23 protein-coding genes are annotated in these 21,461 nt (G+C 68.7%); 4 read left to right on the top strand and 19 right to left on the bottom strand.

What is annotated here, in order from left to right; genetic code table 11:
* Nucleotides 1-34: 34 nt before the first annotated feature.
* The 5 genes from AC4PTB_RS12720 to AC4PTB_RS12740 form a co-directional block, all read right to left on the bottom strand.
* Entirely contained in the window at nt 35-1,096 is a 1,062-nt protein-coding gene (locus tag AC4PTB_RS12720) for a diguanylate cyclase domain-containing protein (protein WP_492190300.1), read from the bottom strand.
* Nucleotides 1,093-1,683: a heme NO-binding domain-containing protein gene (locus AC4PTB_RS12725; protein WP_492190301.1), complete on the bottom strand. Its 591-nt coding sequence runs from the start codon at nt 1,681-1,683 to the stop codon at nt 1,093-1,095. The genes AC4PTB_RS12720 and AC4PTB_RS12725 overlap by 4 nt, the downstream gene beginning before the upstream one ends.
* Before the next feature lie 62 nt (nt 1,684-1,745).
* Nucleotides 1,746-3,500: a DUF4153 domain-containing protein gene (locus AC4PTB_RS12730; RefSeq protein ID WP_492190302.1), complete on the bottom strand. Its 1,755-nt coding sequence runs from the start codon at nt 3,498-3,500 to the stop codon at nt 1,746-1,748.
* A 56-nt stretch (nt 3,501-3,556) separates the two neighbouring features.
* The gene (locus tag AC4PTB_RS12735; RefSeq protein WP_492190303.1) at nt 3,557-4,252 is read right to left on the bottom strand and encodes an HAD family hydrolase; all 696 of its coding nucleotides are present in this window, start codon (nt 4,250-4,252) and stop codon (nt 3,557-3,559) included.
* 8 nt (nt 4,253-4,260) lie between these two features.
* A complete protein-coding gene (locus tag AC4PTB_RS12740; RefSeq protein WP_492190304.1) occupies nt 4,261-4,527 on the bottom strand; it encodes a DUF3572 family protein in 267 nt (88 codons plus the stop codon).
* Between the two features lie 104 nt (nt 4,528-4,631).
* On the opposite strand from AC4PTB_RS12740, the gene AC4PTB_RS12745 reads away from it, so the two are divergent.
* Nucleotides 4,632-6,032 carry a diguanylate cyclase gene (locus AC4PTB_RS12745; protein WP_492190305.1) on the top strand — a complete coding sequence of 467 codons (1,401 nt, stop codon included), beginning with the start codon at nt 4,632-4,634 and terminating at the stop codon, nt 6,030-6,032.
* A 55-nt stretch (nt 6,033-6,087) separates the two neighbouring features.
* Here the strand turns inward: AC4PTB_RS12745 and AC4PTB_RS12750 are convergent, their stop codons facing one another.
* From AC4PTB_RS12750 to AC4PTB_RS12765, 4 genes are all read right to left on the bottom strand, one after another.
* Nucleotides 6,088-6,660 carry a periplasmic heavy metal sensor gene (locus AC4PTB_RS12750; protein WP_492190306.1) on the bottom strand — a complete coding sequence of 191 codons (573 nt, stop codon included), beginning with the start codon at nt 6,658-6,660 and terminating at the stop codon, nt 6,088-6,090.
* Nucleotides 6,661-6,679: 19 nt separating this feature from the next.
* Entirely contained in the window at nt 6,680-7,057 is a 378-nt protein-coding gene (locus AC4PTB_RS12755; RefSeq protein WP_492190307.1) for a hypothetical protein, read from the bottom strand.
* Complete coding sequence (locus tag AC4PTB_RS12760; protein WP_492190308.1) at nt 7,050-7,634, bottom strand: RNA polymerase sigma factor; 585 nt, start codon at nt 7,632-7,634, stop codon at nt 7,050-7,052. The genes AC4PTB_RS12755 and AC4PTB_RS12760 overlap by 8 nt, the downstream gene beginning before the upstream one ends.
* Nucleotides 7,635-7,708: 74 nt before the next feature.
* Complete coding sequence (locus AC4PTB_RS12765) at nt 7,709-8,287, bottom strand: EF-hand domain-containing protein (protein ID WP_492190309.1); 579 nt, start codon at nt 8,285-8,287, stop codon at nt 7,709-7,711.
* Between the two features lie 162 nt (nt 8,288-8,449).
* Between AC4PTB_RS12765 and AC4PTB_RS12770 the strand changes: the two genes are divergently transcribed.
* Nucleotides 8,450-9,193 (top strand): NUDIX hydrolase, encoded by a 744-nt coding sequence (locus AC4PTB_RS12770; protein ID WP_492190310.1) that lies wholly within the window; start codon nt 8,450-8,452, stop codon nt 9,191-9,193.
* Nucleotides 9,194-9,195: 2 nt separating this feature from the next.
* Here the strand turns inward: AC4PTB_RS12770 and AC4PTB_RS12775 are convergent, their stop codons facing one another.
* From AC4PTB_RS12775 to putA, 8 genes are all read right to left on the bottom strand, one after another.
* Complete coding sequence (locus AC4PTB_RS12775) at nt 9,196-9,699, bottom strand: lipocalin/fatty acid-binding family protein (RefSeq protein ID WP_492190311.1); 504 nt, start codon at nt 9,697-9,699, stop codon at nt 9,196-9,198.
* Nucleotides 9,687-10,031, bottom strand: coding sequence for a hypothetical protein (locus tag AC4PTB_RS12780; RefSeq protein ID WP_492190312.1), 345 nt, complete (start codon nt 10,029-10,031; stop codon nt 9,687-9,689). Before AC4PTB_RS12780 ends, AC4PTB_RS12775 begins: the two co-directional genes overlap by 13 nt.
* Complete coding sequence (locus tag AC4PTB_RS12785) at nt 10,009-11,055, bottom strand: aldo/keto reductase (RefSeq protein WP_492190313.1); 1,047 nt, start codon at nt 11,053-11,055, stop codon at nt 10,009-10,011. Before AC4PTB_RS12785 ends, AC4PTB_RS12780 begins: the two co-directional genes overlap by 23 nt.
* Before the next feature lie 68 nt (nt 11,056-11,123).
* A complete protein-coding gene (locus tag AC4PTB_RS12790) occupies nt 11,124-11,774 on the bottom strand; it encodes an aminotransferase class IV (RefSeq protein ID WP_492190314.1) in 651 nt (216 codons plus the stop codon).
* Nucleotides 11,714-12,844: an aminodeoxychorismate synthase component I gene (locus AC4PTB_RS12795; RefSeq protein ID WP_492190315.1), complete on the bottom strand. Its 1,131-nt coding sequence runs from the start codon at nt 12,842-12,844 to the stop codon at nt 11,714-11,716. Before AC4PTB_RS12795 ends, AC4PTB_RS12790 begins: the two co-directional genes overlap by 61 nt.
* A gap of 57 nt (nt 12,845-12,901) precedes the next feature.
* Complete coding sequence (locus AC4PTB_RS12800) at nt 12,902-14,050, bottom strand: CaiB/BaiF CoA transferase family protein (RefSeq protein WP_492190316.1); 1,149 nt, start codon at nt 14,048-14,050, stop codon at nt 12,902-12,904.
* A 92-nt stretch (nt 14,051-14,142) separates the two neighbouring features.
* Nucleotides 14,143-14,631, bottom strand: coding sequence for a cbb3 -type cytochrome c oxidase assembly copper chaperone PccA (gene pccA / locus AC4PTB_RS12805; protein ID WP_492190317.1), 489 nt, complete (start codon nt 14,629-14,631; stop codon nt 14,143-14,145).
* A 67-nt stretch (nt 14,632-14,698) separates the two neighbouring features.
* Nucleotides 14,699-18,082, bottom strand: a complete 3,384-nt coding sequence (gene putA / locus AC4PTB_RS12810; RefSeq protein ID WP_492190318.1) for a bifunctional proline dehydrogenase/L-glutamate gamma-semialdehyde dehydrogenase PutA — start codon at nt 18,080-18,082, stop codon at nt 14,699-14,701.
* A 108-nt stretch (nt 18,083-18,190) separates the two neighbouring features.
* Here putA and AC4PTB_RS12815 point away from each other — a divergent pair, with 108 nt between their 5' ends.
* Nucleotides 18,191-18,655, top strand: a complete 465-nt coding sequence (locus AC4PTB_RS12815; RefSeq protein WP_492190319.1) for an Lrp/AsnC family transcriptional regulator — start codon at nt 18,191-18,193, stop codon at nt 18,653-18,655.
* A 1-nt stretch (nt 18,656) separates the two neighbouring features.
* On the opposite strand, the gene selD is transcribed toward AC4PTB_RS12815, so the two are convergent.
* Entirely contained in the window at nt 18,657-19,721 is a 1,065-nt protein-coding gene (gene selD / locus AC4PTB_RS12820; RefSeq protein WP_492190320.1) for a selenide, water dikinase SelD, read from the bottom strand.
* A gap of 180 nt (nt 19,722-19,901) precedes the next feature.
* Between selD and AC4PTB_RS12825 the strand changes: the two genes are divergently transcribed.
* Nucleotides 19,902-20,756 carry a universal stress protein gene (locus AC4PTB_RS12825; RefSeq protein ID WP_492190321.1) on the top strand — a complete coding sequence of 285 codons (855 nt, stop codon included), beginning with the start codon at nt 19,902-19,904 and terminating at the stop codon, nt 20,754-20,756.
* A gap of 9 nt (nt 20,757-20,765) precedes the next feature.
* Here the strand turns inward: AC4PTB_RS12825 and AC4PTB_RS12830 are convergent, their stop codons facing one another.
* Nucleotides 20,766-21,224, bottom strand: a complete 459-nt coding sequence (locus AC4PTB_RS12830; protein ID WP_492190322.1) for a hypothetical protein — start codon at nt 21,222-21,224, stop codon at nt 20,766-20,768.
* Between the last annotated feature and the right edge of the window lie 237 nt (nt 21,225-21,461).

Genomic DNA, 21,461 nt, shown 5'->3' on the forward strand with positions numbered 1-21,461 from the left:
TGACAGCGCCGCAACAGCCGTTCGGGCTGGCGGTTCAGGTCTGCGACCGCGACCCGAAACGCAAAGGCGCAATCGTCCAGCGCCCGCGCCCGGCGCGTTTCGATTGATACATCGCCGCATCGGCCTCAGCCATCAGCTCCTCGGCCAGGGCCGGACGGCATTCCAGCGCAATCGCCACCCCGACCGAGGCCGAAATCCGGCAATCCACCCCGTCCAGCCGGATCGGCTCCTCGATCCGGCCGATCAACCGCTCGGCCATGGCTTCGATCATCGCCCGCTCGACCGGGCCGCGCAGCAGGATGATGAATTCGTCCCCGCCCAGCCGCGCCACAAGATCGCCGCGCCGCACCTCGTCGCGCAGCACCTGCGCCGCCCGCACCAGCACCGCATCGCCCGCCGCATGGCCCAAAGTGTCGTTGACCTGCTTGAAGAAATCCAGATCGATATGCAAAAGCGCAAAGTTCCGCCGCCCGCGCGTCGCCGATTTGACCGCATGGCCCAGCGCCGCATCGAAAGCGCGCCGGTTCGCCAGCCCGGTCAGCGGGTCCAGCTGCGCCTCGGTCTCGGCCTCGGCCTTGGCCAGCCGCAGCCGCCCGGTCAGGGCGGTCAGCTCGCCCAGCACCGCCGCCTTCGCCTCGGCCAGAAACAGGAATTCCATCGCCAGATCAGAGGCGGCGAAATCCGCCTCGGTCAGGCCGAAATAACGCACCGCCTCGGAAAGCTGGATGCCGAAGGACAGGTTCACCAGCACATCGGCCTGTTCGCCCGGGCCCAGCGCCACCGCAAGGCCGCGCAGGTTGAACATCGGATAGCGCACCAGCGACATCACCAGCCGCCGCCCGGTCAGCCCGACGCCGCGCCCCTGCTCGACGCCCCGCGCCCGGCGCAGGGTGAAATATCGTGCAAAATCTGTGCCTTCCGCCCGCTCCGGCCCCTGACCAACGATCCGCGACAGCGTCGGCCCCATGGCGCGAATCCGCCCGCGCGCATCCAGCCACAGAAACATCGGCATCAGCCGCGCCAGCATCTCGGTGTTCAGCGTCAGCACCGGCTCCGGCACAGGGATCGGCGCGGCCACAGGCTGGATCCGGGTCATGAGGCCTCTCCCAGCTCGGGGGCGGCCAGATCGAACTGGCGCGCGGCGTGATAGGTGGTGAAATGCAACTCGACCTGCACCCGCTCCGTCCCCTCGCGCGGCTCGAGCAGATCGATCAGCACCAGCGCGCCGTAATCATCGGCCATCGCCCGCATCAGTCCGGCCATCACCGCGCCCCAGCCCGGGAAACGGCCCCGCACCAAAAGCGTGAACCGCCCCGGCGCCTCCGATTGCAGGGTCAGTTCCGGCAATTCCAGATCGGGCAGCGCCATCTGCGCACGGCCCTGCAGATCATCAAGCGAAAACAGGAATTCCAGATAATCCGGGCCACCAAAGCGCAACAGCCGCCGCAGCGGTTCGGTCTGCGCCACTTCCGCACCGATATCTTCCAGCAATTGCTCGCGCGTCTTGCCGGTCAGCCCCTCGGCCACCGCCAAAAGCGCCTCGGTCGTGTCATCGGCATAGGTCAGCATCGCCTCGAACCCCTCGGGGCCAAGACGCAGACGATCGGCCACCTCGCGCCAGATGGCGCTGCCGTGGTGCTTGCACAGGAAAGCCTGGATGGATTTGTTAACGATGCCGAGCATGGACCCTCCTCGCGCGGAGCATAGCGCAACGGCTGTTAACAAACCCCCAATCTGGAAGCGTTTTAAGGCGTCATGCCGATCTGCCAGCGGCCCAGCCGCAGCACCTGCAGCGTCACCGGCGCGGTTTTGACCCCGCCCGCGCGCAGGGTCGCGATCATCTCGGTCACCGTCACGCTTTCCTTGTCGGCCTCCGACAGCGCCTCGGTGTCGCCGAGCAGGATCTGCCCGCCGCGCACCCAGTCGCCGCTGTCCAGACGCCGCAGCACCTGCACGCCATCGGCACGGAAAAACTCGGCCGCATTCAGGAAAACCGCTTCAGGTCCGGGGGTTTGCGGCAACAGATCGGCAAGAACCAGCGCACAGCGGCCGCTGCCGCCGCCCGCCGCGACAGCGCAGCCGCCCAGATCGGGCGAGCGCAGATCCCCCGCCAGCCTCTCGGCCAGCCCCGCGGGCCAGGCCGCGCCTGCAGGCCACAGCGGCACCGCCGCCCGCAGCCGGTCCAGCGCCGGCGCCCCGGTCTCGGCCGCATGGTCGAACTGCCAGCGCCCCTCAGAGGTCTCCAGCAGCTGCAGCCGGTCCGCCAGCGCGGCCTCGTCGCGCGCCCGCAGCCGGTCCAGCCCGCGCTGCCCGGCAAGGCCCCAGTCGTGCCGCATCTCCCACAGCGGCAGCTGCGCCACCGTCATCCGCCCCGCCTCGAACCGCGCCAGCTGCGAGCGCACCGCGATCGCCTCGGGCGAGAGAACCGGGCTCAGCCACAGCACCGCCAGAGCCAGGATCGCCAGCGCCATCGCCACATTCACCCGCCGCAGCCGCGCCCGCCAGCTCCGCCCGAAGCCCAGCGCCGCCAGATAGCCCAGCCCGTAGCCCGCCACCACCAAAGCCAGCGCCGCCGCCGCCACCCGTTCGGGCGTCCAGCCATATTGCCCCACCCGCAAGGCCAGCGCCCAGATCGCCAGCCCCGCCAGCACCGGCACCAAAACCATCAGCCCGCGCGCCGAGAGGGTCAGGATCAGCCCCTGCGCCGCCTCGACATCATCCTCGTCCGCCACGATCGAGATCAGCCCGATCGCCGCGATCGCCGTCGCCAGCAGCGCCGAGGCCGCCGAGATCTCGCCAAAAAGCGCGCCAAGGCCGCGCAGCGGCAGCGCCGCGACAAAGACCACCACGACGCCCAGCACCAGCGGCGTCAACAGCCGCAACAGCCGCAGCAGAAGATAAGGAGAGACGGTGTCCGACAGCTCCGTCACCACCGCAAACGCCAGCCCCAGCACCGCGCCCGAAATCAGCCACAGCCCCAGATCGTCGCGCAGCACATCGCGCAGCACCGTCACGCCCACCAGCTGCAACAGCGCGCTCAGCAGCCACAGCACCAGAAGCGCCGTGGCCACGAACAGCCCCGCCGAGACATAGCGCACGACAATGTTCCAGCTTTCGGTGAACAGCACCCGGTAATCGGTCAGCCCGGCCCGCCCGCCGATCCCCCAGCCCAGGACGAAAGGCACCGGCATCATCGCCAGCACCGCCATCGCCATCCCCAGATGCCCGGTCTCCAGCATCTGCGCCCCGGTCTCGAAGCCAAGCCCCCGCAGCGCGGTCATCCCGCCCGCCACCGCCGCGATCGCCGCGCCCGCAAGCGCCGCCCGCCGCAACCCCAGATCGGCCGCCATCGCCAGCGTCGCGAAAAAGAAGGCCCCGGCCCCGACCAGCGCCGGCACCGCCAGCCGCCAGGTCTCCAGCGCCCCGAAGGCGTCGAAAAGCCCCCAAAAGGCGAAACCACCCAGCATCCCGATCAGGATGAACTGCACCCGACTGCTCATCTGCGCCTCCGTTTTGGTCAGCTTACCCAGCCCCGAGGGGATTGGCGAGCCACCGGTCAAAGTCCCGCCAGCCAGCCCGCCAGACCGTCGATCGTCGGCAGGACCACATCGGCCGCAGGCGCCAGCACCTCGGCCGGGGCCGGGCCGGTCAGCACCGCCACCGCCCGCATCCCCGCCGCCCGCGCCGCCGCCATGTCGTGCAGACTGTCGCCCACCATCACAACTTTTGCGGGAGAAACGCCCAGATGCGCGGCAAAGGCCAGCAGCTGGCCCGGGGCGGGCTTGCCGCCAAAACCGCTGTCATAGCCCGCAATGAAGTCGAAGAACCCGGATATTCCCTCGCGCTGCAGTTGTGCCCGCGCCGAAGATTCGCTGTCGTTCGTCGCCACCCCCAGCCGCAAACCGGCCCCCCGAAGCCCGCCCAGACAGCATTCCAGATCCACCGCGGCCACCTGCGGGGCGCGACATGCCGCCGCATCCAGATCCCGCACCAGCGCCGAAACCGACCGCCCGGGCAGATGCGCCACGATCCGCTCGGCCACCTCCGCCACCGTGCCCGCGATCACCGGGGAATGGCACTCGAACCGCCCCGCCGCCAGATCATAACCAAGCGCCTGCGCCAGCCGCCCGGCCAGCGCCGCATCGCCCGCGGCCAGATCGAAGATCACGCCGCGCGCCCAAGCCCCCCAGGTCGCGTCAAAGTCGAAAAGCGTCCCATCCTTGTCGAAAAGGATCGCAGCGATATCAGACACTTGAAACCTCATGTCCAGTTGCGCCCCGCCGCGCCATCCAGCACGGCGGCGGCCTGCGCCAGCTCTTCGGGCCGCACCGCCAGCGCCGCGGCGCAGGCGCGCACCCAGTCATCCTCGCGCAGAAGATGCGCCAGCACGGCGCGCTGCATCGCCGGTTGCGCCGCCTCGGCCCGCACCTGCGCCGCATCCGCGCCGCTGGCCTCCAGAAACGCCCGCCAGACCGCCTCCTCGCCCGCCATCCAGCCCAGCGTGCGGATCGCAAGAATTTGTGCCAAATCCTGCTGCAATCTGTATCACCCCTAGAATTGAAAGAGTTTGTTAACCTTTGGGTAGCCATGATAGGCTCTGCGGGCGGCAGGTTAAAGGAGCGGAACGGTTCATGGCAGGGAAAATCCTGATCGTGGACGATGTGGCCACGAATCGGATCGTGCTGAAGGTGAAGCTCTCGGGCGCACGGTACGAAACGGTTCAGGCTGGCACGGGACAGGAAGCTCTGCGTCTGGTGACGCTGGAGCTGCCCGATCTTGTCCTGCTCGATGTGCAATTGCCCGACATCAGCGGCATCGAGGTGTGTCAGCGGCTGAAATCGAACCCTTTGACGCAGAACCTGCCGGTGATCATGGTCACCGCCTTCCCCTCGCCGGAAACCCGGCTCGAGGCGCTGCGGGCGGGCGCCGATGATTTCATCGTCAAACCCTTCGAGGAACTGACGCTGCTGGCCCGGTTGCGCTCGCTGATGCGGATGCGCGAGACCGACGAGGAATTGCGGCTGCGCGAAAGCACCTGCCACGAGCTTGGCTTTTCCGAGCCGTCGGTGCCTGTGGCCGAACCGCCCGCGATGATCTGCCTTGTCGCGCCCGACCGCGAAACCTGCGTCGGCTGGAAGACTGCGATGGCGCGGTTCCTGCCGCAGGACATGCTGCGGGTGCTGGACTACAACGAGGCGCTGACCGCCGCCGCCGAGATGCCGCCGCCCGATGCCTATGTGATCGCAGCCGATCTGGCCCGCCCGGGCGAGGGGCTGCGGCTGATGTCGGAGCTGCGCTCGCGCGCGGGATCGCGCCATGCGGTGATCTGCATCGCCGTGCGCGAGGGGGCGCGGGAAACCTCGGCGGTGGCGCTTGACCTTGGCGCCTCGGATCTGACGCCGGTGAAGCTCTCCGACCCGGCCTTTGCCGAGGAAGCGGCGCTGCGTCTGCGCACCCATATCTCGCGCAAGCGCCGCCACGACCGGCAGCGCGAGCGCGTCGCCGACGGGCTGCGGCTGGCCCTCGTCGATCCGCTGACCGGGCTTTACAACCGCCGCTATGCGATGCCGCATGTGGCGCGGCTGGCCGAACGCTCGCGCCACAGTGGCCGGGCTTTCGCGGTGATGGTGCTTGACATCGACCGCTTCAAATCGGTGAACGACACCTATGGCCATGCCGCGGGCGACCGCGTGCTGATCGAGGTGGCGCGGCGGCTGACGCTGAACCTGCGCCAGGTCGATCTGGTCGCCCGCGTCGGCGGCGAGGAATTCCTGATCGCCATGCCCGAAACCTCGCTCGAGGCCGCGCGCGCCACTGCCGAACGGCTGTGCCGGGTGATGGAGGAAACCCCGTTCGAGCTGCATGACGGGCTGGCGCTGCGCATCACCGTTTCGATCGGCCTGGCGCTGGGGGGCGGCCACGGCGGCACCGGCACGGTCGAACAGGTGATCAACCAGGCCGACCATGCGCTGATGAGCTCCAAGGCCGAGGGGCGCAATCAGGTCAAGATCTTCAAGCTGCCCGCCGCCTGATCCTTTTCCGGGGGCGCACAACGAAAAACCCCCGGTCTGCGGCCGGGGGCTGGTGTCACTGTGCCGGAGCGGGGGACGCAGGTCCCGGCCCGTGCGGGCCGTGGTTGTGTTCCTCCAGATGTTTCGACAGCCGGTCGACCCCCCGCCGCAGCCGCTCGACAAAGCGCTCCCGCTGCTTCGGCGTCATCGTCGCCAGCCGCTCGAGGATCAGGTTTTCGCCGATATCCATGCGCTTGAGCGTGCGCGCCCGGATCTCGGCCAGCACCGACCGGACCCCCTCGGCATCGAAGGGGTCAGCCTTCAGCGCCGCTTCAAGCCGTTGAAAATCCCGGCGCACCGCCGCCTGCATCGCGGCGAAATTCGCACCGCGCTCCTCGGCCGCCTGCCGCATCGCCAGCCGGTCCTCGCGGTTGAAGGCACCGCCCAGCGGCCCGAAGGTCAGCGCATCCGCGCCACGATCCATCACCGGCGGCGGCGGCTGCATCCGATGCGCGATCACCCCGCCGACGACAGTGCCCAGCACAAGGAAGTTCACCGTGACCGAGGCGATGAGCGCAATCTTCATCCAGCCGCGCGTCCCGAAACGGGGCGCGGGATCTTCCGGCGGTGTCGTCGTCTCCGGGTTCATCCTGCTCTCTCCCCTTGCGTCATTGCATCACCGCCAGCGCCAGCACATCGGCATCGGGCAAATAGCTGTCGGCCTCGGCGCTGACGGTGCTGCCAAGCCCCACCGCCTGCACCAGCGTCGGCGCCCCGGCCAGCCCGATCCAGAGCCCGGCCACCGTCGCCGTCGCCATGCCGCCAGCAAAACCGCTCACCACAGCCCAGCCGCCAAGGGCCGTCGCCAGCGCCGACACAAACCCGCGCCGCCGCCGTGGCACTGGCACCGCGGGCCGATGCCGCAGCCCCTCGGCCTGCTCCGCCAGCCGGGCCAGAAACGCCCCGGACGGCTCTGGTGCCGCCGTGCGGGCGGCCCGGAAAAACCGTTCCAGATCGGCCTCTTCGAAGTCAAAACGGTCAGTCATGGCGATACCCCAGTTCCGCCCGGCGCGGCGCCAGAAGCTGCGCCAGCGTCCGTTTCCCCCGCGCCGTCAGGCTTTCCACCGCCTCGACGCCAATCTCCATCGCCGCCGCAATCTCGGGGTTGGTCAACCCTTCGAGATGGCGCAGCACCACCGCCTGCCGCTGCCGCTCCGGCAGCTGCGCCAGCGCCAGCTCCAGCGCCCGCGCCCGGTCAGTCTCGATCATCCCCTCCAGCGCGGAAGCCGCGCCATCGGCCAGCTCGGGCGCCTCGTCCAGCCCGACGCCGCGGCGCCGCCGCAGCCGGTCCGTCGCCAGATTGGTCACCACCCGGTAGAGCCAGGTCGAGACCTTCGCCTCGCCCGTGCGCCAGTCGGGGGCGACCTTCCACAGCCGCAACAACGCTTCCTGCGCCAGATCCTCGGCCTCGCTCCGGTCGCCCAGCATCCGCACCGCCAGCCGATAGGCCATGGGCCCGAGCCGCTCCACCAGCGCGCGCGCCGCCGCCCCGTCGCCGTTGCCGTAGCGCACCAGCAGGGTTTCGTCGGACAAGCTGCGGATCTCGTCGAAGGCCATCTCCATAGGTCCCAAGCCGTAACGCCAATGCGCCGTCAGGGCAACCGCGACCCCCGATCCGGGGGCCGCCGCCTGCCCGCTCAGTTCTGCGCCGGACCGTACCAGCCATGACCGTCCAAAGGACCATGCCCGTCCCGCCGATCCTGCATCCGGTCCATCATCTTCTGCCGCATCGCCGCGCGCGCCTGCGTCAGCTCCGCCTCGGTCACCGCACCGTCATTGTCGGCATCGATGCGGTCAAACAGCCGCGCCGCGCCGGGCGGAACCATCATCTCCGCCGCCGAAAGCTTGCCGTCGCCATCCGCATCCTGCGCCGCGATCCGCGCCTTGACCCGATCCTCGGCGCGGACCTTCTCCCGCACCAGATCGGCCGCGATCATTTCCTCGGCGCTCAGCAACCCGTCGCCATCCGCATCGACCGCCTTGACCCGTTCGGCCCGGCCCGCCTGCACCTCGGCCCGCGTCACCTTGCCGTCGCCATCCTTGTCGAAGGCCTTGAAATCGAACTGCAGCCAGACCGGCGCGCTGCCGTCAGGCCCCCCGGCACCCGCCATCGGTGCCGCGGGCGGCGCTTCCTGCGCCAGCGCAGGCAGCCCCGAACCCAGCGCCACGCTCGCCGCCAGAACCGCCGTCATCGTTTTCTTCAGGATCGCCGTCATCGTCGTCACTCCCCTTGCCGCGGCCCCGTCCCGCCGCCGATAAATCCCAAACGCCGCAGGCCGCGGTTTCCGTCGCCGCGTACAAAAGACCTGAGCGCGGCATTCTTCTTTCGCCCGCGCCGGGGCTGCGGTTAGACTGGCCAAAACCCAGCGCGAGGCCCGATGAGCACCCCCGATCCCCAGCCCGAAAAATTCCCCCCCGAAAGATCCGTCCCCGACCAATCCGCGCCCGACAAGACGGCCCTGCGCGATGCCGCCACCGTGCTGGTGCTGCGCCGCGATCTGGCCGCGGGGCCAGCGGTGCTGATGGGGATGCGCGGCGCGGGGGCGGCCTTCATGCCATCGAAATACGTCTTTCCGGGCGGCGCGCTCGATGCCGCCGATGCCGCCGTGCCGCTGGCCCGGCCGCTTTCCGCGCCCGATGCCGCAAGGCTGGCGCTCGAGGCTCCCGCAGGCATCGGCCCGGCGCTGGCCGTCGCCGCGATCCGGGAATTATGGGAGGAAACCGGGCTGATCCTCGGCACGCCGGGCGCCTGGGAGGGGCCGGTGCCCGCGGACTGGCAGGGCTTTGCCGCCACCGGCCATCGCCCCTCGGCCGCGGGGCTGCGCTTCGTCTTTCGCGCCATCACCCCGCCGGGCCGGCCGCGCCGCTTCGACGCGCGGTTCTTTCTGGTCGATGTCGCCGAAATCGCCTCGGACCCCGATGATTTCTCGCGCGCCTGCGACGAACTCAGCCACCTGCACTGGGTCGCGCTGACCGAGGCGCGGGCGCTGGCGTTGCCCTTCATCACCGAGGTCGTGCTGGCCGAGGTGCAGGCCAGGCTCGCCTTCGACACGGCCGAGCCCGCCTCGATCCCGTTCTTCGACAACCGCGGCCCGCGCGCCACCTTCGCCCGGCTGGGCTGATCTCAACCGCCGATGCGCTTCAGATCATAGCCATTGAAATCAAGCACTTCGCGCGCGGCGCCCAGCAGATCGCCGCGCCCCATGCCGGGCCGCGCCAGCACCACCGCCCAATCGCCCGAGGGCGTGCCCAAAGCCGCCACGCGGTAATCCTGATCGACCCAAAGCACCCAGACCGGCGTGCCGCGATAGCCCTTGTCGGGGGCAAACCGCCCGCCCGGGCCGGTCAGCGCCGCCCGCCCCTGCAAGACCGCAGGCGCCGCCCCGGTGCAATCGACGCCCGACAGCGCATAGGCGCCCCGCCCGTCCCAGCGCCAGCTTTGCCGCGCGCCCGCACAGCGCGGCGTGGCACTCATCGCCACCTGCCAGTCGCCGCCAAACCGCACCGGATCGAACAGCGCCGCCGAGGTGATCATCGCCTGCGGATCGCGCAGCGGTGCCGTGGGTGCGGGCGCTTTCGTCCCGCAGGCTGCCAGAGCCAGAAGCCCGGCCAAAATCACTCGACGCATTGGTTCCCCTCGATCCCGGCATCATTCAGCACGGCGTTGCAGCCCAAAAGCGGCTTTGCCGGAGCACAAGTCCTTGAGCGCGCAAGACATTCCCCCGCGCAGTCCAGGCCGCTTCGGCAGGATTTGCCCGCGTCCTTGGTGCGGGTGATGCAATATTCCATCTTGCCCTGCCGCGCCCATTGCCCGCCCTTGCTTTCGCACAGGGTCCGCGCCGCGGCCATCGCCTCGGGGCCGCCGCCCTGCAAGACGCCCGCGCCACCGCCGGGCTTGCAGGCGGCAAGAGCCGCCACCAGCAGCAGCGCCAGAACCTCAGAACGGCATCGGATGGCCATGATGCACCCTTTCGATCGCGCCCAGCAGGGTCTTGTCCAGCACCATCCCCGCCGCATCGAGCGACTTTTCCAGCTGCCCGACCGAGGTCGCGCCGATGATCGGCACCACCGGGAAGGGCCGCGCCCGCACCCAGGCCACCGCCATCGTCACCGGATCGAGCCCCGCCTCGCGCGCCAGCGCCACGTAAAGATCGGCAATCTCGAAGGCGCGCGGATTGGAGCGCCCGCCGAGTTCGCGGTTGATCGACCGGCGCGAGCCCGCGGGCACGGCACCGCCCGAATATTTCCCGCTCAGCATCCCCGTCGCCAAAGTCGAATAGGCCAGCAGCGTGATGCCTTCCTGCACGCCCACCTCGGCCAGATCGGTGTCGTAAAGCCGACACATCAGCGAATATTCGTTCTGCAGGCTGGCGACGCGCGGCCCATGCCCCGCCTCGGCCAGCCGCAGCGCCGTCATCACTCCCCAGGCACTGTCATTCGACAGGCCGAAATGGCCGATCTTGCCCTCGCCGCGCAGCACGGCCAGCGTCTCGAGACAGGCGCAGAAATCCTCCTCGATCTCGGCCTTGCCGGGCTGTTTCGTCGCGTCGAATTTCCAGTTCTGCCGGAAATGATAATCGCCGCGGTTCGGCCAGTGGAACTGATAAAGCTCGATGTGATCGGTCCTGAGCCGACGCAGCGAGCCCTCGACCGCGGTGCGGATCGATGCCGGGGTGATCGGCCCGCCATCGCGCACCGCCTTCATCGCCGTGCCCGCAATCTTCGTGGCCAGCACGACATCGCGCCGCCGCCCGGTCTTGGCAAACCAGCTGCCGATGATCTCCTCGGTCCGCCCGACGGTCTCGGCGGAAATCGGATTGACCGGGTAAACCTCTGCGGTGTCGATGAAATTCACGCCGCGATCGAGCGCCAGATCGATCTGGGCATGACCCTCGGCCTCGGTGTTCTGCGTGCCCCAGGTCATCGAGCCCAGGCACAATTCGCTCACCATCAGACCGGTGCGCCCCAGTTCCACTTTCCGCATCTTGCCCCCTTCGGTTGGCGCCGACCCTGCCACAGCGGGGGGCGATTTGGAATCCCTCTCGACGCGGCTCAGATCACTTCCGCCGGAACCAGCCCGCGCAAAGCATTGCCCAGAAAGAACCGCCCCTCGGCCAGATCGGACCAGCGCAAAACCGCCTCGCGCGCGCGGCCCGTGGCCAGCAGTTTCGCGCGCAAAACCCCCGGAAGCGCGCCACAGCGCAAGGGCGGCGTCCACAGAAGATTGTCGCGCCACAGAAAGACATTGGTGATCGTGCCCTCGACCACCTCGTTGCGTTCATTGAGAAAAACCGCCTCGTCCCAGGCCGCGGGCAGATCCGCCCGGACCCGGTCATAGAAATGCCGTTCAGTGGATTTCACCTGCCGCCACGGATCGTCCGAGGCCACGCGCCCCTCGGCCAGCCCGACCCGCCACAGCGCTTTCGCCTTCGGCAAGGGCGCGGTCACCAGATCCGGCCTGCAATCCAGCCCCACCGTCAGCCGCAGCCGCAAAGGCTCTGCGGCGCTGACGGTTTCGATCAGCCTCTCGACCCGCCACAGATCGCAGTCGATGCCAAGCTTCCGACACCCGGCCTCAAGCCGCGCCAGGTGATGCAGGATCAGCGCCACCCCCTCGCCGGGGGTCCAAAGCATCGTCTCGATCAGCCGCACATCGGCGGGGGCGCCGTCACGAAGGCCGCCTTGCTCAGCGCTTCCGCCCATTCCGTCCCCCCCTCGCTGTCATGCACCACCCCGCCGCCGACATTCAGCACCGCCGCGCCCTGACGCAGGGTCAGGCTGCGGATGGCGACGTTGAACGCCATTCCGCCCGCGGGCGCAAGCCAGCCGATGGCGCCACAATAAACCCCGCGCTGCGCGGGTTCGAGGTCGCGGATGATCTGCATGGCGCGGATCTTCGGCGCCCCGGTGATCGAACCGCAAGGGAAAAGCGCCCTACATATTTCTTCGAAATCAACCCCTTGCCGCAGCTGCGCGGTGACGGTCGAGGTCATCTGATGCACCGTCGCATAGGTCTCGATCTCGTAAAGCGCGGGCACCTTGACCGAGCCGATCTCGGCAATCCGGCTCAGATCGTTGCGCAGAAGATCGACGATCATCAGGTTTTCGGCGCGATTCTTTTCCGAGCCCCGCAGCCAGTCTACCGCCTGCGCATCCGCCGCGGCCGTTGCCCCCCGCGCCACCGTGCCTTTCATCGGCCGCACCGTGGCCCGGCCCGCGGCGTCGATGGCGAAGAACAGTTCGGGCGAGCGCGAGAGCACCGCGAAACCCTCCGCCTCGACCAGCACGCCATGGCCCACCGGCTGCGCCGCCTTCAGCCGGGCGTAAAGCGCGCGCGGATCGGTGTCACAATGGGCCTGCAGCGGAAAGGTCAGGTTGATCTGATAAACGTCGCCCGCGGCGATATAGTCCTGCACCCGGGCAAAGGCCTGCAGATACTCGGCCTGAGAAACGACCGGGACAAATTGCGGCACCGCCGCGGCGGGCGCGGTTTCGGGCAGGGGCGCTTCGGGCGCATCATAGACGCCAAACAGCATCAGCGGCACATCGCGGTTTTCGGGCAGAAGGGGCGCGAGTTTCGCCGAAAAGGCATATCCCAGCTCATAGCTCAGCAGCCCGGCCAGCCATTTTCCCGCCGCCCGCGCCTCTGCGATGGCGTCAAAGGCCGGGCCGATTTCGGCCAGGGTCTCGGCCCGGATCACCGCCGAGGGCCGCGCAAATCGCGCGGCGCGGCCTTCGGGACCGCAGTCGAATTCGAAACTCAGGCTGCCCACGTCTCCCCCGCGCTCACTTCGCCCCAATAAAGCGGGGTTTTGCTGCGCGGCAATGCCTCAACCGACAGAAAAATGCCACTCTCCGTCACCCAGCGCCGGGCTGGCCTTGTCCAGAACCAGATCCGAGCGCGAAAAGACGATCGGCGTGCGCAGACCGGGCAGGCCCTCGGGGGCAATTTTCATCCCGCGCGCGGCGATCTGCGGCTCGGCCAGCGCCTCGGCCACGTCATTGATCGGGCCGCCGGGCACGCCCGCCGCTTCCATTGCCGCGATCAGATCGGCTTTCGACCGGGTTGCCGTGACCTCGGCGATACGGGCGCAAAGCGCATCCCGATGCGCCACCCGCCCGGCATTCGTGGCATAATCCGGGTTTGCGGCCTCGGCGGTCAGACCCAGCATCCCGCACAGGGCCTGAAACTGCCGGTCATTGCCGCAAGCGATGATGAAATGCCCATCCTTCGCCGGAAACACCTGATAAGGCACGATATTCGGATGCGCATTGCCCAGCCGGTGCGGCACCATCCCGCCCAGAAGATGGTTCATCGCCTGATTGGCCAGTACCCCCACGCCGCAATCGAGCAGGCTCATGTCCACCTGCTGCCCGCGCCCCGACCGAGCCCGCTCGGCCAGCGCCGCCTGCACGCCGATGACGCCATAAAGCCCGGTGAAAATGTCGATCCAGGCGACGCCGACCTTTTGCGGCTCGCCGTCCTTCGGGCCGGTCAGATCCATGATCCCGCACAGGCCCTGCACCAGAAAATCATAGCCCGGCTGCGCCGCCCGCGGCCCGGTCTGACCAAAGCCGGTGACCGAGACATAGACCAGCCCGGGGTTGTCGGCGGCCAGACTCTCGTAATCCAGACCGAACTTTTTCAACCCGCCCAGTTTGAAATTCTCGATCACCACATCGGCCCCGGCGATCAGCCGTTTCAGCCGCGCCAGATCGTCGATGTTCGAAAAGTCACATGTGATCGAGGTTTTTCCCCGGTTTGCTGCCTGAAAATAGGCCGCCACGGTTTCAAAAGTGCCATCCTCCCGCAGTCGCTCGATGAAGGGCGGACCCCAGCGGCGGGTATCGTCGCCCTCGGGCGCTTCCACTTTTACAACCTCGGCGCCCAGATCGGCCAGAACCTGGCCGATCCAGGGACCGGCGAGTATCCGCGCCAGTTCCACCACCTTGAGCCCCTTGAGCGGCGCATCGGACATCGGACCCTCCCTTGCTGTATTCTTCCTAGTCCGGGGCGGCGGCCAGATCGACCGCCGTTTTCACCGCCAGATATGCCTTTTAGGCATGGGGCTCAGGGGGTCATCTTGTGGCCCGACATGTCGGGCGCCTTGCCCGCCGTCGTCACCATGAACTCCACCGGCACCTTGCCCGCATGGTCAAAGACCAGCGTTCCGGGCAACATCACCCCTTCGGCGATCGGCGCGCTCAGCCCCATAAACATCACATGCAGCCCGCCCGGCGCGAATGTCACCGTCGCCCCCGCGGGCACCTCGACCGCGTCGACATCCAGCATCCGGGCCACGCCCGCCGCATCGGTCTCGGTCTTGTGCAGCATCGCCATCGTGGCGAAATCCACCTCGACCGCGGTCAGCCGGTCGGCGCTTTTGCCCGCGTTGACGATGGTGAAATAGCCCGCGGCAGCCTGCGCCCCCGGCATCACTGCCGGGATCGCCGGATGGATGATCGTCAGCGCCCCGGCCTGCGCCTCATGCGCCTGACCCGACATCGGCATCAGCGCCAGCATCAGCGCGCAAAGCGGCGCCGCAACTCTCTTGATCATCGTTCTCTCCCTTGTTCGTGCCCGCGGGCGGTGCTGCAATTTGCCGCAGGCAAGCGCAAAGGGCAAGTCACCCCGCCAGCAGCGCCGCATTGCCGCCTGCCGCCGTGGTGTCGACGCACAGGTGTCGCTCATGCACGACATGGGCCAGATCGGGCCGCGCAGCGATCAGCGGCACCAGCGCCCCGGGCCGGGCCGCCAGCGCGCAGGCATAGGCGCGGCCGGTTTCAGCCTCGCCCCACCACAGCACAGCGGCCAAAGGCTCCAGCGTTTCCAAGGCTTTGGGGGGCACCGCCCCGCTTGCCTGCACCGCCTGCCCGCCCAAGGCGGTGACCGCTGCCGCCTGCGCCGCCGCCGCCTCACGCCCCGGCCCAAGGCAGAGGATCGGGCCGCGGACATGCCGGGTCAGCCGGTTCAGCTCGCCCGTCGGGCCGGGCAGGAAGATCTCGTCCAGCTGCATCTCCCTCGCTTCGGGCAGGACCGGCGCTGCGGCCTCGGTCCACACCCCGGCCACCGAAACCGGCTCCGGCGCGTAGAAACGGCCCAGATAGAGCGGCCCGCCCGCCTTCGGCCCGGTGCCCGAAAGCCCTTCGCCGCCAAAGGGTTGACTGCCCACCACCGCGCCGATCTGGTTGCGGTTCACATAGATGTTGCCCGCCCGGATCGTCCCGGCCACGGTTTCGACGCGGGCATCGATGCGCGAATGCAGCCCGAAGGTCAGCCCATAGCCGCGCGCATTGATCGCCGCGATCACCGCGGGCAGATCCTCGGCGGAAAATGTTGCAAGATGCAACACCGGGCCAAAGATTTCGCGCTCCAGATCGGCAATTCCGCCGACCTGCAGCAGCGCCGGCGCGACGAAATGGCCGCCCTCGGGCGCGGTGCTGCGGTGCAGGATGCGCGCCTTGTTCGCGGCCAGATAAGCCTCGACCCCGGCCTTGGCCTCGGCGTCGATCAGCGGGCCGACATCGGTCGAAAGCTGCGCCGGATCGCCCGAAACCAGCTCGTCCATCGCGCCTTTCAGCATCCCGATCAGATGCGGGGCAATGTCGTCCTGCACGTAAAGACAGCGCAGCGCCGAGCAGCGTTGCCCGGCCGAGCGGAAGGCCGAGGCCACCACATCGCGCACCGCCTGTTCGGGCAGCGCCGTGCTGTCGACGACCATCGCATTCAGCCCGCCGGTTTCCGCGATCAGCGGCGTGCCGGGCGCCAGATGCGCGGCCATCGTGCGGGCGATGATCTGCGCGGTCTCGGTCGAGCCGGTGAAAACCACGGCCTTGACGCGCGGATCGCGGGTCAGCGCAGCGCCGACAGTTGCGCCATCGCCCGGCAAAAGCTGCAGCGCCGCGGCGGGAACCCCGGCCCGATGCAGCAGCCGCACCGCCAGCGCCGCGATGATCGGCGTCTGTTCGGCGGGCTTGGCCAGCACCGCATTCCCCGCCATCAAAGCCGCCGCGATCTGGCCGGTAAAGATCGCCAGCGGAAAGTTCCAGGGGCTGATCGCCACCACCGGGCCGCGCGGCGGGCGCGTGTCCGCTGCCCCTTCGGCCGCATAATAGCGCAGGAAATCAACGGCCTCGCGCAGCTCTGAGACGGCATCGCCAAGCGTCTTTCCGGCTTCTTGCGCGAGCGCGGCAAAGATCGGGCCGAAGTTTTCCTCGTAAAGATCGGCGGCGCGGCGCAGCACCGCCGCGCGTTCTGCCGCGGGGGCGGCCCAGAGCCGCGCGGCCTCCAAAGCCACCGCCACCGTCGCCGCATCGGTCTCGGTCACCTGCGCCACCACCGCGCCAGTGGCCGGGTTCCGCACCGGGCGCGACGGGCCCGAGACCGGCCCCGCCACGATCGGCGCGGCGTCCGGCAGGGTCACATCCCGCGCCGTCTCGATCCGCGCCAGAACCTCGGGGTCGCTCAGATCGAAGCCTTGCGAATTGGCCCGTCCCGCGCCGAACAGATCCGCGGGCGCCAGCAGACCGCGCGGCGCCCGGGCCGTGGTCAGCGCCGCAAAGGGACAGGCCGCGACCTCGGCAGGCGGCACGCTTTCATTGACGATCTGATTGACGAAAGACGAATTCGCGCCGTTCTCCAAGAGCCGCCGCACCAGATAGGCGAGCAGGTCGCGATGCGCCCCTACCGGCGCGTAGATCCGGCAGCGCCCGCCGGTCTCGCGCAGCACGATATCATGCAGCCGCGCCCCCATGCCGTGCAGGCGCTGGAACTCGTAAGGCCGTCCCGCCGCCATCTCCAGCACCGCCGCCACCGTATGCGCATTATGCGTCGCAAATTGCGGATAGATGCAGTCGCCCAGCCCGAACAGCTTCGCCGCAAGACAGATATAGGCGACATCGGTCCCGGTTTTCGAGGTGAAGAGCGGAAAGCCCGGATGCCCCTCGACCTGGGCGCGCTTCATCTCGGCGTCCCAATAGGCGCCCTTCACCAGCCGGATGTTGATCCGCCGCCCGGCCGCCCGCGCCATTGCAGCGAGCGCGTCGATCGCCGCCCCGGCGCGCTTGCCATAGGCCTGCACGACGGCGCCAAAGCCCTGCCAGCCCGCAGTCTCGGGATCGGCGATCACCGCCGCCATCACCCGCAAGGACAGCGCCAGCCGGTCCTGTTCCTCGGCGTCGATATGCAGCGCAATCCCCGCCGCCGCCGCCGCCCGCGCCAGATCGCGCAGGATGGGTACCAGTTCGGCCATCACGCGCGCCTCCTGCGCCACCTCATAGCGCGGATGCAGCGCCGAAAGCTTGATCGAGATCCCCGGATTGGCCGCGATCGAACCCCGCGTCGCCGCCGTGCCGATCGCCGCGATCGCCTGCGCATAGGCCAGCCGGTAGCGCTCGGCATCCGCCGCCGTCAGCGCCGCCTCGCCCAGCATGTCATAGCTGAACGTATAGCCCTCCCCCTCGCGCTTTTGCGCGCGTTCCAAAGCCTTTTCAATGGTTTCGCCCAAGACAAACTGCCGGCCCATCTCGCGCATCGCCTGTCCGACGGCGGCGCGGATCACCGGCTCCCCCAGCCGCCGCACCGCGCCGCGCAGCGTGCCCGCGATGCCGCCCGCGCCGTCCTCCAGCACCTTGCCCGTCAGCATCAAGGCCCAGGTCGAGGCATTGACCAGCGACGAGGCCGCCGTGCCCAGATGCCTGCCCCAGTCCGAGGGGGCGATCTTGTCCTCGATCAGCGCGTCGATCGTGGCGGTGTCGGGCACGCGCAGCATCGCCTCGGCCAGACACATCAGCGCCACGCCCTCGCGCGTCGAAAGCCCGTATTGCGCCAGGAAATGCTCCATCAGGCTCGGCTTCGCCTCGGCCCGGATCCGCGCCACCAGATCGGCGCCACGCGCCGCGATCCGCTCGAGCTGCGGCTGAGACAGCGCCGCCTGCGCCACAAGTGCTTGCAGAACTTCGGCCTCGGGGGCGAATTTGGCCTTTGGGCCAAGGGCGGAAAGGTCAGTCATGGTCGGGCACTCCTGCGGCATCCCCCGATGATACCAGCAAGGCTCTGGACGATGTGACCATTCAAAGCCATGATGAAAGGCGATCCGACCAAAAACGGGATAAAAGACGTGACCGATCCGCTTGACGCCACCGACCGGCGCATCCTGCACGAGCTTTGCGCGAATGCGCGGATTCCGGTCACCGAGCTGGCCCGCAAAGTCGGGCTGTCGAAAACCCCGGTCGCGGCGCGCATCCGCGCGATGGAGGAGATGGGGCTGATCACCGGCTACCGCGCGATGCTCTCGCCGATCCAGCTCGGGCTGATCCATGTCACCTATGTCGAGGTGAGATTGTCCGACACCCGGCAGAAGGCGCTGGAGCAGTTCAACGCCGCGGTGCGCGATATCCCCGAGGTCGAGGAATGTTACATGATCGCCGGGGGCTTCGATTACCTGCTGAAGGTGCGCAGCCATGACATTGCGGAATACCGCAAGATCATGGGGGAGAAGCTTTCGGCGCTACCACATGTTGCGGCAACCTCGAGCTATGTCGCGATGGAGGCGGTGGTGGAGCAGAACAGCCCCAGCCTGTGACTCAGACGATCCGCAGCCGCGGCGTGGCGCTTGCGTCCAGCACCCGGCCCACCGCCGCGGCATGGTCAAAGCCGTGACGGCGGAAGGTCGAGAGCACCGCCTCGACTGCGTCCGGCGCGCAGGCGACAAGCAACCCGCCCGAGGTCTGCGGATCGGTCAGAAGCCCGCGGTCAAGATCCCCCAGATCGGCGGGCAGGTCGATCCCGGCGCCATAACTTGCCCAGTTCCGCCCCGAGGCGCCGGTCAGATGGCCCTCGGCCGCGGCCTCCATCACCCCGGGCAGCCGCGGCACCGCGGCCCAGGAAATCTCCATGTCGCAGCCCGATCCGCGCGCCATTTCAAGACCATGTCCGCCAAGGCCAAAGCCCGTCACATCGGTCATCGCATGCACCGCCGCCATCTCGCCCAGATCGGCGCCCGGCGTGTTGAGCTGTGTCACCGAGGCGATCAGCTCGGCCTCGGCAAAGGGCGGCAGCTGGCCCTTTTTCAACGCGCCCGAAAGGATGCCGACACCGATCCGCTTGCCCAGCACCAGCACATCGCCCGGCCGCGCCCCCGCATTGGTCTTGACCCGGTCGGGATGGACAAGGCCCAGCGCCACCAGCCCATAGATCGGCTCGACGGAATCGATCGTATGCCCGCCCGCCACCGCGATCCCCGCCGCGGCGCAGACCTCGGCGCCGCCCTTCAGAATCGCGCCGATCGTGGCCTCGGACAGAACCTTGACCGGCATGCCGACGATGGCCAGCGCCAGGATCGGGCGCCCGCCCATGGCATAGACATCGGAGAGCGCATTCGTCGCGGCGATGCGGCCGAAATCGCGCGCATCATCGACGATGGGCATGAAGAAATCCGTTGTCGCAACAAGGGCCTGGCTGTCATTGAGCCGCCAGACCGCGGCATCGTCAGAGGTCGCGATGCCGACCATCAGATCCTTCGGCACCAAAGGCACGACGGTATCGGCAAGGATCCGCTCCAGCACTCCGGGCGCGATCTTGCAGCCGCAGCCGCCCCCATGCGAGAGCGAGGTCAGACGCGGCTCGGTCTTCGGGGCGGTGTCGGTCATCGCGAACTCCTGTGGCGCCGAAACTGCGTGCTTATAGGCGCAGCCCCGCGCCGGGCCAAGCATGATTGCGCAAAACCTGTCGCAGGCCCCCGTCGCAGCTTGGATTTGGCCCCAAAGCCGTGTATCCGGCGGCGCGGCCAGCCGGCGCGAGAGTCGCGCCCGCCGCCCTCAGGAGGACAGATGACCGGGAAAATCGTCGCATTCGTCGATGGCTCGATCTACGCCACAAGCGTGTGCGACCACGCGGCCTGGATTTCGAAACGCACCGGCGCGCCGGTGCAGCTGGTCCATGTGCTGCGCCCCGGCGGCGCCCCGGCGCGGACCGATCCCTCCGACCCCGCGCCGCTTGGTGCGCGCAGCGGCGTGATGGAAGAGCTTGCGGCGCTCGATGCGCAGCGGGCGCGGCTGATGGCGGCGCATGGCCGCGCGCTGATCGAGGATGCGCGGGTGCTGCTGGAAAAGGCGGGCGTGGCCGAGATTTCGACCGAGCTGCGGCAGGGCGATCTTCTGGCCACCGTGCAGGCCTTCGAGGCCGAGGCGCGGGTGATCGTGCTGGGCAAACGCGGCGAGGATGCCGATCAGGCGATGGATCATCTGGGCGCCAATCTGGAACGGATCGTGCGCTCCTGCGCGCGGCCGGTCTTTGTCGCCTCGCGCGCCTTCAAGCCGATCGAGCGGGTGCTGATCGCCTATGACGGCGGCGTGTCGGCGATGAAGGCGGTCGATCACCTGTCGCGCAGCACGCTTTTTCCCGGGCTCTCGGTGCAGATTGCCGCGGTGGGTCAGGCCACGCCCGAGGTGAAGAAGGGGCTGGAGGCGGCGCAGTCGATGCTGGCGGCGGCCGGGATCGTGGCGGAGACCACGGTTCTGGCGGGTCAGCCCGAGGCGGCGCTGCGCAAACTGGCCGAGGAAGAGAAATTCGATCTGCTGGTGATGGGCGCCTATGGCCATTCGCGCATCCGCAGCCTGATCATCGGCTCGACCACCACCGCCACGATGCGCGCCTGCAAGGTGCCGGTGGTGCTGATCCGCTGAGGCGGGCGCTCAAAAGCCCGGCGCCAGCTCGCGCAGCTCCGGCTGCGCGGGCGGCGGCAGGAAATCGCAAAGCTCCGCGGCGCCCGGCCGCCCGGTCTCGGCGGCGGGTGCCTGCGCCATACCCTCGGCCACGAAGAGCGCCAGCTGCAGCACCTTCGCGGCCATCTCGGCATGCGCCCGGGCGGCCTCCTCGGGGTAGAGCAGCGCGACACTGCGGCGGGCGACGATCTCGCGGCACAGCTCGCGGCAGGCGTCAAAGCCCGGCTGGCAGCGGCAGACCTGCCGGTGCAGCGACAAAAGCAGCGACCCCTCGACCATGCCCGGATCTGCCCCCGCCCCGCAGCGCGCCAGCCAGGTCACCAGGATCTCCTCGGCCATCGCCAGCAGCCGATCCAGCCGCGGCAGCGGTTCGCGCCCCTGTACCCCGGCCTCCAGCCGGGCGATGATTTCGGCAAAGGGTCCGGTCATCCGCGGGCCTCCGCCCGGCGCGGGCGCTCAATTTCCGGTTGTCTTGCGATGCAGTGAACCCTCATCTCGGTCCCCTCCCTCGGGCGGATCATGGTTGCAAGCTCACAGATGGTCAGCGGTGAGGACGCAGGCGTCTTTCAGCCGTTCCGAACCGTTCCGGCCCGGCCTTTCGGACCCCCCGGGCCTGCGCGCACTCACCCCTGGGATGAGTCACGCTCTCTCAGCACCCCGCCGATT

Source organism: Rhodobacter sp. 4.3.4 (assembly GCF_058724655.1).